This is a genomic window from Shigella sp. FC1567, assembly GCF_001743015.1.
GTDB lineage: Bacteria > Pseudomonadota > Gammaproteobacteria > Enterobacterales > Enterobacteriaceae > Escherichia > Escherichia coli.
Genome location: NZ_MIIV01000155.1, coordinates 24,085 through 34,558, shown reverse-complemented (window position 1 = coordinate 34,558; position 10,474 = coordinate 24,085). Strand labels below are relative to the sequence as shown.

Below are 10,474 nucleotides of genomic sequence, written 5' to 3'. Positions count from 1 at the left end.
TGGCTGTTTTACGCGTATGACAGGATACGGAGGACGGTTGTGGCGCACGTCTTCGGTGAACGCACTCTGGCCACACTGGAGCGTCTTCTGAGCCTGCTGCCGGCCTTTGAGGTCGTGGTATGGATGACGGATGGCTGGCCGCTGTATGAATCACGCCTGAAGGGAAAGCTGAACGTTATCAGCAAGCGTTACACTCAGCGCATTGAGCGACATAATCTGAATCTGAGACAACATCTGGCAAGGCTGGGACGGAAGTCACTGTCGTTCTCAAAATCGGTGGAGCTGCATGACAAGGTCATCGGGCATTATCTGAACATAAAACACTATCAGTAAGTTGGAGTCATTACCCTTGCAGCTCGCTACTCACCGGGCTGTTATCCGGGTTAGCGGGCATAACATCGGTCATATATTTCCACCAACGTTGGCAAACATCAGTACTGGCTACCGCATTCCACCGTTCTTCAGATTCAATCTCTACCGTGGCAAACAGCAGATTACGCGCTTTGTCGAGGTAAATGGCGTAGTTATGCGCACCGTGAGATTTCAACACTGCTTCCAGTTCCGGCCAGATGGGGTTATGCCGACGCTGATACTCTTCGTGGGCGTCGGGGTTAACCTGCATGACAAAGGCTTTGCGGATCATGTTTGCTCCTTACAGCGCCAGCGCACTGGCTAGTGGTGTAACGCCGAAGCGCTTGCCGAGCGCTATCAACTCTTCACGGCTGATGGTCTGTTTCATGCCGCCCATCGAATAAACCTTCACTAATACTTGTGCTGATTTTTCTGCGGTGTCGATTAAACCGAATGTTTCATCCAACGTCGACCCGCTGCCGAAGACGCCGTGGAAGGGCCACAACACCAGCGAATGTTTTTGCATCTCTTGTGCGGTCGCCTGGCCGATTTCGTCCGTGCCGGGCACCATCCACGGCAGAATGCCAACGCCATCCGGGAATACCACCAGACACTCGGTGCTGCCTTCCCACAGTTGGCGAGTAAAGACCGCGGTGTCGTTTTCCAGTACATAGGTGAGGGCGATCAGGTTGGTGGCGTGGCAGTGCATGATCACCCGATCTTTACCGTTGGTGGCTTTAATGCGCTCGCAGTGGGAGAGAAAGTGCGCCGGGAGTTCGGATGTCGGGACGGCTTCGTTGGTTAACCCCCAGAGAATATGGTAGCCCGCGCCATCGCTGTCGACTTTTACGACGCCTAAGTTAGCTGCAGGATCGAGCTGGACGTTACGGAAGAATTTGCCGGAGCCGGTGACAATAAACGGTGTATTTGCCAGTAAAGGCATGGGCTGGCTGAGCGGGATATAGCGCGGTTGTGCATGGACGTTGTCTTTATAAGGCGCGATATCGGCGTCATCCAGGCGCAGCGTCAGGTTGCCGCCGTTGCGTTCGTCCCAGCCTTTCAGCCAGGCATCGGTGGTGGCTTTGATCATTCCCTGGACAAACCAGGACTGGGTAATGTTTTGCATGTTCTGTGTTCCTGTAAATTCGGTGTTGTCAGATGCACGACCCGTAGGCCGGATAAGGCGCTCGTGCCGCATCCGGCAATCAATGCCTGATGCGACGCTGTCGCGTCTTATCAGGCCTACAACTATTGCCGACCTGTAGGCCGGATAAGGCACTCGTGCCGCATCCGGCAATCAATGCCTGATGCGACGCTGTCGCGTCTTATCAGGCCTACAACTGTTGCCGACCCGTAGGCCGGATAAGGCGCTCGCGCCGCATCCGGCAGTGTTTACCCACGCTGGCTCAAAATTTCTTTTTCATAAGCCCGCACGCTCTCCAGCCATTCGCTACCTGCTGGCGTATCGTGACGTTGGCAATACATTTCCCAGACCGCCTGCCACGGCAACGATTTCTGCTCTTCCAGCAGTGCCAGACGCGCAGTGTAATCGCCCGCCGCTTCCAGCTTGCGCAGCTCAGCGGTAGGTTCCAGCAACGCACGCAGCAGGGCTTTTTTCATATTGCGTGTACCAATGACCCACGCGGCAATGTGGTTGATAGAGGCATCGAAGAAGTCAAGGCCGATATGCACCCGGTCAAACAGATCGTGACGCACAATCTCACTGGCAATTGCCTGGGTTTCATCATCCAGCAGCACTACGTGATCGCAGTCCCAGCGAACCGGACGGCTGACGTGCAGCAGCAACTGCGGCACATACAGCATGGCGGCGGAAATCTTGTCGGAAATCACTTCAGTCGGGTGGAAGTGCCCGGCGTCTAGGCACAGCGCAGTCTGGCGGCTGGTGGCATACCCCATGTAAAACTCATTGGAGCCAACCGTGTAGCTCTCTGCGCCAATGCCAAACAATTTGCTCTCAACGGCGTCGATATGGTGCGCAGGGTTTAGCTTCTTGCTGATCACCTCATCCAGTGCTGCCAGCAGACGCTGACGCGGGGCGAGACGGTCAACGGTGATATCTTTCATACCATCCGGGATCCAGATGTTCATCACCGATGGTGTGCCGAGTTGCTCGCCAAAATAGGCCGAAACGCGACGGCTGGCTTTGCAGTGATCAATCCAGAACTGGCGAATGCTGTCGTCGGGATGCGAGAGCGTAAAGCCATCGGCGCTTAGCGGATGCGAAAAGCAGGAGGGGTTAAAATCCAGACCGAGCTGATTGGCTTTCGCCCATTCACCCCAGTTTTTGAAGTGCTCTGGTTTGATCTGGTCGCGCGAGACTGGCGTATCTGATTCCAGATAGATGGCATGTAAATTAAGCCGTTTCGGCCCCGGAATCAGCCGCATAGCCTGTTCCAGATCGGCACGTAGCTCACTGGCATTACGCGCTTTGCCCGGATAATTGCCTGTGGCCTGAATCCCCCCGGTCAGCGAACCTTCCGGGTTTTCAAAACCGGAAACATCATCGCCCTGCCAGCAGTGCATTGAAACGGGTAAACGATCAAGTTGGCGCAGCGCCTCCTCGACATCAATCCCCACCGCCGCGAAACGCTGTTTCGCCAGCTCCCAGGCCTGTTCCAGTTGAGTGGTCATGCGCAAAGCTCCTTTGTCTGTCGTGTAGAGTGAAGCTGCGCCACATAGTGGGCAATTTCACTGTCAGGATTAGGGGTAAAGGTGGTCAGATTCGCGGTGGTGCTGACGACCTGACGGAAATCATCCACATTGTTGAGTTCATCCAGCGTCATTAACTGGATGCCGATATTGCCGAGCGTCGAGGCTTCAACAGGCCCGGCGATCACCCGAATACCGCAGGCATCGGCACATAGCTGGTTGAGCAGCGTGTTCTGGCAGCCGCCGCCGACAATATGCAGTTGCGAGAAATCTTCACCGCGTAGCTGCGCCAGTTCAGCATCACTTTCCGGGATCGGTTGCGCCGTTTCCCGACACGCAGCCTGAATTTCGCTGCACATCGCCTCAGGATTAATAAAGCGATCGTCATTGGGATTGATGATGAAGCGGCAGGCCGGAAGTGCCTGTGTCGCGGCGATAAGCGCCGGGAGATCGTTGATTTGCCGCTCCTGAAGCACTCGCTGAAGCAGCCATAAGCCCATAATATTTTTCAGCACCCGATAGCGACCTTCCGCCCCGCCTTCATTGGTTATGTTGGCTGCCAGCGCCGTGTCATTGGTAAATGGCGTCTGGCTTTCGAAGCCCATCAATGACCAGGTGCCAGAAGAGAGATAAGCAGCGCGTGAACCGTTTAACGGCGAGGCGATAACCGCGCTGGCGGTATCATGGCTGGCAACGGCGACCACCGGAATCTCATTACCCTGCGGGCAAATCCAGTGCCCAATGACATTACCCGGATGCGTCGGGCGACCAAACCAGGCTTTGTTGGCCCCGCTCCACGCCAGTAGCGACTCGTCCCAGTCGTCGCTATTGATATTGACCAGTTGTGTGGTGGTGGCATTGGTATATTCCCAGTTCATCTTGCCGGTCAGGCGATAGCTGAAGTAATCCGGCATCAGCAGAGCGTGAGCAATGTGTGGAATAAGTTCAGGTTGTTGCTCCGTCAGCGCACGCAGTTGATAAAGCGTATTGAAGGGCAGAAACTGGATGCCGCTACGTTGATAAATATCGCGTTTGCCGAGTTGTTGCTGTGCCTGCGCCATTAGGCCATTGGAGCGGCTATCGCGATAAGCAACGGGCAGGTCCACACGCTGACCCTGTTGGTCGAGCAGCACAAAGTCCACGCCCCAGGTATCAATCCCAATGCTATCGATACGAATCCCTTCCTCGCACACCTTGTTTAATCCAAGGCGAATGGCACTTTCCAGGCTATCCACATTCCAGGTGACATAACCGTTCTGGCTATGCAGGCCATTGTTAAAACGATGGATTTCGCGCAGCGTCAGGCTGCGGCATTCACGCTCGTAACGCGCCAGCATCACGCGCCCACTGGATGCGCCGAGATCGACGGCGACACAATTGCGAAAGGTCATAATGTGATCCTGCTGAATTTCATTACGACCAGTCTAAAAAGCGCCTGAATTCGTGACCTTCTCGTTACTGACAGGAAAATGGGCCATTGGCAACCAGGGAAAGATGAACGTGATGATGTTCACAATTTGCTTCATTGTGGTGATGTGATGCTCACCGCATTTCCTGAAAATTCACGCTGTATCTTGAAAAATCGACGTTTTTTACGTGGTTTTCCGTCGAAAATTTAAGGTAAGAACCTGACCTCGTGATTACTATTTCGCCGTGTTGACGACATCAGGAGGCCAGTATGACCGTATTACATAGTGTGGATTTTTTTCCGTCTGGTAACGCGTCCGTGGCGATAGAACCCCGGCTCCCGCAGGCGGATTTTCCTGAACATCATCATGATTTTCATGAAATTGTGATTGTCGAACATGGCACGGGTATTCATGTGTTTAATGGGCAGCCCTATACCATCACCGGTGGCACGGTCTGTTTCGTACGCGATCATGATCGGCATCTGTATGAACATACCGATAATCTGTGTCTGACCAATGTGCTGTATCGCTCGCCGGATCGATTTCAGTTTCTCGCCGGGCTGAATCAGTTGCTGCCACAAGAACTGGATGGGCAGTATCCGTCTCACTGGCGCGTTAACCACAGCGTATTGCAGCAGGTGCGACAGCTGGTTGCACAGATGGAACAGCAGGAAGGGGAAAATGATTTACCCTCGACCGCCAGTCGCGAGATCTTGTTTATGCAATTACTGCTCTTGCTGCGTAAAAGCAGTTTGCAGGAGAACCTGGAAAACAGCGCATCACGTCTCAACTTGCTTCTGGCCTGGCTGGAGGACCATTTTGCCGATGAGGTGAATTGGGATGCCGTGGCGGATCAATTTTCTCTTTCACTGCGTACGCTACATCGGCAGCTTAAGCAGCAAACGGGACTGACGCCTCAGCGTTACCTGAACCGCCTGCGACTGATGAAGGCCCGACATCTGCTACGTCACAGCGAGGCCAGCGTTACTGACATCGCCTATCGCTGCGGATTCAGCGACAGTAACCACTTTTCGACGCTTTTTCGCCGAGAGTTTAACTGGTCACCGCGTGATATTCGCCAGGGACGGGATGGCTTTCTGCAATAACGCGAATCTTCTCAACGTATTTGTACGCCATATTGCGAATAATCAACTTCGTTCTCTGGCCGAGGTAGCCACGGTGGCGCATCAGTTAAAACTTCTCAAAGATGATTTTTTTGCCAGCGACCAGCAGGCAGTCGCTGTGGCTGACCGTTATCCGCAAGATGTTTTTGCCGAACATACACATGATTTTTGTGAGCTGGTGATTGTCTGGCGCGGTAATGGTCTGCATGTACTCAACGATCGCCCTTATCGCATTACCCGTGGCGATCTCTTTTACATTCATGCTGACGATAAACACTCCTACGCTTCCGTTAACGATCTGGTTTTGCAGAATATTATTTATTGCCCGGAGCGGCTGAAGCTGAATCTTGACTGGCAGGGAGCGATTCCGGGATTTAGCGCCAGCGCAGGGCAACCACACTGGCGCTTAGGTAGCGTGGGGATGGCGCAGGCGCGGCAGGTTATCGGTCAGCTTGAGCATGAAAGTAGTCAGCATGTGTCGTTTGCTAACGAAATGGCTGAGTTGCTGTTCGGGCAGTTGGTGATGTTGCTGAATCGCCATCGTTACACCAGTGATTCGTTGCCGCCAACATCCAGCGAAACGTTGCTGGATAAGCTGATTACCCGGCTGGCGGCTAGCCTGAAAAGTCCCTTTGCGCTGGATAAATTTTGTGATGAGGCATCGTGCAGTGAGCGCGTTTTGCGTCAGCAATTTCGCCAGCAGACTGGAATGACCATCAATCAATATCTGCGGCAGGTCAGAGTGTGTCATGCGCAATATCTTCTCCAGCATAGCCGCCTGTTAATCAGTGATATTTCGACCGAATGTGGCTTTGAAGATAGTAACTATTTTTCGGTGGTGTTTACCCGGGAAACCGGGATGACGCCCAGCCAGTGGCGTCATCTCAATTCGCAGAAAGATTAATTCGCCATGCCGATGCCGACGATGTTGGCGGCGACAATAATCACCACACAACCGAGGCTCAACACCGTTACCGGACGGCGACCTGCATTGTTCCACTCTTTCAGCACCAGCCCGACGATACCGCCGCACAATACATAGAAACTCATATGCAGCATCCAACTGATGTAGTCATACTGCGCCGGAATGCGGGCGTGGCCCCAGGCATAGAAAAAGAATTGCAGATACCACATCAACCCGCCCAGTGCTGAGAGTAACACATTGTGAATGATCAGCGGTTTTGCCAGCGAGAAGTCGGCTTTTAGCGACAAATCCTTCACTTTTGCCAGACGAATGAAGCAGAAACCGAGGTTGATGATCGCGCCGCCGCCCATGATGATGACATAGCTTGGCAGAGCGACATACAGTGGATCGACGCCCAGTGCGGCAGCGGCTTCATGCATCGGTTTTGCGGCGTTCATCGCAAAAGACATACCGGCAGAGAAAATGCCGCACATCACCGCCAGCACCAGCCCTTTTTTCAGGTTGAACTCTTCGGCTTTAATGCCCATTTTGCGCTCTTTCAACTGCCCGGCGCGAGTCACAATCCCTACACCAATCAGCGCCACCAGAACGCCGAGCAACGTCATGCGTCCGCCTTCGGTATTAAGCAGAACATCGAAATTGCCGTTGATAATTGGCGTCATCAGCGTACCGACAATCAACGTAATGCCAATGGCGATGCCAATTCCCATCGACATGCCGAGATAACGCATGGTCAGGCCGTAGTTGATATTACCGATCCCCCACATAGCGCCGAACAGAAAAACAGGCAGCAGCGTAGAGAGACTAAACGAGCTGTAATACGCCCAGAAATTCGGCAGTAACAGGGCGCTGATGGCCCACGGCAGAATAATCCACGAAACAATCCCACCAACTGACCACATGGTTTCCCATGACCATTTTTTTACTTTTTTGAACGGAGCGTAAAAACAGGCTGCACTGGCCGCGCCGATCAAATGCCAAAATATCCCCATCGTAATCGCGTTACTCATCTTCTTATCCTCATCATTTTTCGTCGCGTCACATCTCCGACGAGATGAGTGTAAAAATCGTGCTGTCGATTAACCTTTCGCCTGTTGCCGCCGTTGTCGATTTACTGGCAATCACGGCATTAAGTGGGTGATTTGCTTCACATCTCGGGAATTTTCCTGCAAAACCATACCCTTACGAAAAGTACGGCATTGATAATCATTTTCAATATCATTTAATTAACTATAATGAACCAACTGCTTACGCGCATTAACAATCGGCCGCCCGACAATACTGGAGATGAATATGAGCTATACCCTGCCATCCCTGCCGTATGCTTACGATGCCCTGGAACCGCACTTCGATAAGCAGACCATGGAAATCCACCACACCAAACACCATCAGACCTACGTCAACAACGCCAACGCGGCGCTGGAAAGCCTGCCAGAATTTGCCAACCTGCCGGTTGAAGAGCTGATCACCAAACTGGACCAGCTGCCAGCAGACAAGAAAACCGTACTGCGCAACAACGCTGGCGGTCACGCTAACCACAGCCTGTTCTGGAAAGGTCTGAAAAAAGGCACCACCTTACAGGGTGACCTGAAAGCGGCTATCGAACGTGACTTCGGCTCCGTTGATAACTTCAAAGCAGAATTTGAGAAAGCGGCAGCTTCCCGCTTTGGTTCCGGCTGGGCATGGCTGGTGCTGAAAGGCGATAAACTGGCGGTGGTTTCTACTGCTAACCAGGATTCCCCGCTGATGGGTGAAGCTATTTCTGGCGCTTCCGGCTTCCCGATTCTGGGCCTGGATGTGTGGGAACATGCTTACTACCTGAAATTCCAGAACCGCCGTCCGGACTACATCAAAGAGTTCTGGAACGTGGTGAACTGGGATGAAGCAGCGGCACGTTTCGCGGCGAAAAAATAATCATTTGCCGCCTGCTGCAATGAGGCGTTTACGCCGCATATCAGCTTAAAAAATGAACCATCGCCAACGGCGGTGGTTTTTTTGTGATCAATTTCAAAATAAAAACAATGATCCGATAAAAATAAAACAGCGTTTCAATTGATGTGGTTTTGATCACTTTTATTGATTAAATGAATGTCTATCTTCGTTTCCATCAACACTGATGCTCCATTGAGGAATTACGCATCAGCCCTTAAAAATATGCCGACAGGTGATGGAAATGCAGATAAAACGCTCGATTGAGAAAATCCCGGGGGGGGATGATGCTCGTCCCGCTATTCCTTGGCGCACTGTGCCACACCTTCTCGCCGGGGGCGGGGAAATATTTTGGATCATTCACCAACGGGATGATTACCGGTACGGTGTCCATTCTGGCGGTGTGGTTTTTTTGCATGGGGGCGTCAATAAAATTAAGCGCGACGGGAACGGTATTGCGTAAATCCGGTACGCTGGTGGTAACAAAAATTGCCGTCGCGTGGGTGGTTGCGGCAATTGCCTCGCGCATTATTCCGGAACATGGTGTTGAAGTTGGATTCTTTGCCGGACTTTCAACGCTGGCGCTGGTGGCGGCGATGGATATGACCAATGGCGGACTTTACGCTTCCATCATGCAGCAGTACGGCACAAAAGAAGAAGCTGGGGCATTTGTGTTGATGTCGTTGGAGTCCGGGCCGCTCATGACGATGATTATTCTGGGCACTGCAGGGATTGCCTCGTTTGAACCGCATGTTTTCGTCGGCGCAGTATTACCGTTCCTGGTGGGCTTTGCCCTGGGGAACCTTGACCCTGAATTACGAGAATTTTTCAGCAAAGCGGTGCAAACGCTGATTCCATTCTTTGCCTTCGCGCTGGGCAATACCATTGATTTGACTGTGATTGCCCAGACTGGTTTGCTGGGGATCCTGTTGGGTGTGGCAGTAATTATCGTGACCGGTGTTCCGTTGATTATCGCCGATAAATTGATTGGCGGTGGCGATGGCACTGCCGGAATTGCCGCTTCCAGTTCCGCAGGGGCCGCGGTAGCGACACCTATGCTGATTGCAGAAATGGTGCCTGCGTTTAAACCGATGGCTCCGGCAGCAACTTCGCTGGTAGCGACGGCGGTCATTGTGACTTCGATTCTGGTGCCAATTCTTACCTCTATCTGGTCACGTAAAGTCAAAGCCAGAGCAGCGAAAATCGAAATTTTAGGTACGGTGAAATAAACCTGCTTCCTTAATCCCCACAGCCGGATGAACTAACGTTCGTCCGGTTTGCTATTGAGTTCCTGCCTGGATACTTACCGCGAAAACAGCACGCCTGACATAAAATAAATATGGTCTAATGGGGAAATTTCTCGTGGAGAGGGAACAGATGCGATATCCGGTTGATGTATACACAGGCAAGATTCAGGCTTATCCCGAAGGCAAACCCAGCGCAATTGCCAAAATCCAGGTTGATGGTGAGTTGATGCTGACGGAGCTGGGGCTGGAAGGTGACGAGCAGGCGGAGAAAAAGGTTCATGGTGGGCCAGACAGAGCGCTGTGTCATTATCCTCGTGAGCATTATCTCTACTGGGCGCGGGAATTTCCGGAACAGGCGGAGTTGTTTGTTGCGCCTGCGTTTGGTGAAAACCTCTCAACCGACGGCCTGACGGAAAGTAATGTTTATATGGGCGATATTTTCCGCTGGGGAGAGGCATTAATTCAGGTCAGCCAGCCGCGCTCGCCTTGCTATAAACTCAATTACCATTTTGATATCAGCGATATAGCGCAGTTGATGCAAAACACAGGTAAGGTGGGGTGGTTGTATAGCGTGATAGCGCCAGGGAAAGTGTCTGCGGACGCGCCGCTGGAGTTGGTTTCCCGTGTCAGCGATGTGACCGTGCAGGAGGCTGCCGCCATCGCATGGCATATGCCGTTTGATGACGATCAGTATCACCGTTTACTCTCCGCCGCCGGGTTATCGAAAAGCTGGACGCGGACGATGCAAAAGCGCCGACTGAGCGGCAAGATCGAAGATTTTTCCCGCCGGTTGTGGGGAAAATAACCCCCGGAGTGTAG

General features: G+C 52.6%; 10 protein-coding genes and 1 pseudogene. 6 read left to right on the top strand and 5 right to left on the bottom strand.

Annotation, left to right across the window (positions count from 1 at the left end):
• A partial coding sequence (locus BHE85_RS11035) for an IS1 family transposase (protein ID WP_069673502.1) occupies positions 1 to 333 on the top strand: 333 nt, incomplete at its 5' end.
• A 10-nt stretch (positions 334 to 343) separates the two neighbouring features.
• On the opposite strand, the gene rhaM is transcribed toward BHE85_RS11035, so the two are convergent.
• The 4 genes from rhaM to rhaB form a co-directional block, all read right to left on the bottom strand.
• Positions 344 to 643 carry an L-rhamnose mutarotase gene (gene rhaM, locus BHE85_RS11030; protein WP_000619504.1) on the bottom strand — a complete coding sequence of 100 codons (300 nt, stop codon included), beginning with the start codon at positions 641 to 643 and terminating at the stop codon, positions 344 to 346.
• Positions 644 to 652: 9 nt separating this feature from the next.
• On the bottom strand, positions 653 to 1,477 hold the full coding sequence (rhaD, locus tag BHE85_RS11025; protein ID WP_001179770.1) for a rhamnulose-1-phosphate aldolase: 825 nt from the start codon (positions 1,475 to 1,477) through the stop codon (positions 653 to 655).
• A 266-nt stretch (positions 1,478 to 1,743) separates the two neighbouring features.
• A complete protein-coding gene (gene rhaA / locus BHE85_RS11020; protein WP_039064337.1) occupies positions 1,744 to 3,003 on the bottom strand; it encodes an L-rhamnose isomerase in 1,260 nt (419 codons plus the stop codon).
• A complete protein-coding gene (rhaB, locus tag BHE85_RS11015; RefSeq protein WP_039064338.1) occupies positions 3,000 to 4,412 on the bottom strand; it encodes a rhamnulokinase in 1,413 nt (470 codons plus the stop codon). Before rhaB ends, rhaA begins: the two co-directional genes overlap by 4 nt.
• Before the next feature lie 287 nt (positions 4,413 to 4,699).
• Here rhaB and rhaS point away from each other — a divergent pair, with 287 nt between their 5' ends.
• Together rhaS and rhaR are read left to right on the top strand one after the other, a co-directional pair.
• Entirely contained in the window at positions 4,700 to 5,536 is an 837-nt protein-coding gene (rhaS, locus tag BHE85_RS11010) for an HTH-type transcriptional activator RhaS (protein ID WP_000217137.1), read from the top strand.
• Between the two features lie 73 nt (positions 5,537 to 5,609).
• On the top strand, positions 5,610 to 6,458 hold the full coding sequence (gene rhaR / locus BHE85_RS11005) for an HTH-type transcriptional activator RhaR (RefSeq protein WP_001298410.1): 849 nt from the start codon (positions 5,610 to 5,612) through the stop codon (positions 6,456 to 6,458).
• On the opposite strand, the gene rhaT is transcribed toward rhaR, so the two are convergent.
• Positions 6,455 to 7,489: an L-rhamnose/proton symporter RhaT gene (gene rhaT / locus BHE85_RS11000; RefSeq protein ID WP_000063524.1), complete on the bottom strand. Its 1,035-nt coding sequence runs from the start codon at positions 7,487 to 7,489 to the stop codon at positions 6,455 to 6,457. The genes rhaR and rhaT overlap by 4 nt on opposite strands.
• Positions 7,490 to 7,772: 283 nt before the next feature.
• Between rhaT and sodA the strand changes: the two genes are divergently transcribed.
• From sodA to yiiM, 3 genes and pseudogenes are all read left to right on the top strand, one after another.
• A complete protein-coding gene (gene sodA / locus BHE85_RS10995) occupies positions 7,773 to 8,393 on the top strand; it encodes a superoxide dismutase [Mn] (RefSeq protein ID WP_001297064.1) in 621 nt (206 codons plus the stop codon).
• A gap of 259 nt (positions 8,394 to 8,652) precedes the next feature.
• A pseudogene (kdgT, locus tag BHE85_RS10990) lies at positions 8,653 to 9,637 on the top strand (2-keto-3-deoxygluconate transporter).
• A gap of 148 nt (positions 9,638 to 9,785) precedes the next feature.
• Positions 9,786 to 10,460, top strand: a complete 675-nt coding sequence (yiiM, locus tag BHE85_RS10985; protein WP_001270260.1) for a 6-hydroxyaminopurine reductase — start codon at positions 9,786 to 9,788, stop codon at positions 10,458 to 10,460.
• Positions 10,461 to 10,474 lie beyond the last annotated feature (14 nt).

Coding starts and splice junctions, on each gene's coding strand:
- rhaS (WP_000217137.1), top strand. CDS start 4,700: ATGACCGTATTACATAGTGTGGATTTTTTTCCGTCTGGTAACGCGTCC.
- rhaD (WP_001179770.1), bottom strand. CDS start 1,477: ATGCAAAACATTACCCAGTCCTGGTTTGTCCAGGGAATGATCAAAGCC.
- rhaM (WP_000619504.1), bottom strand. CDS start 643: ATGATCCGCAAAGCCTTTGTCATGCAGGTTAACCCCGACGCCCACGAA.
- yiiM (WP_001270260.1), top strand. CDS start 9,786: ATGCGATATCCGGTTGATGTATACACAGGCAAGATTCAGGCTTATCCC.
- rhaT (WP_000063524.1), bottom strand. CDS start 7,489: ATGAGTAACGCGATTACGATGGGGATATTTTGGCATTTGATCGGCGCG.
- rhaB (WP_039064338.1), bottom strand. CDS start 4,412: ATGACCTTTCGCAATTGTGTCGCCGTCGATCTCGGCGCATCCAGTGGG.
- rhaA (WP_039064337.1), bottom strand. CDS start 3,003: ATGACCACTCAACTGGAACAGGCCTGGGAGCTGGCGAAACAGCGTTTC.
- sodA (WP_001297064.1), top strand. CDS start 7,773: ATGAGCTATACCCTGCCATCCCTGCCGTATGCTTACGATGCCCTGGAA.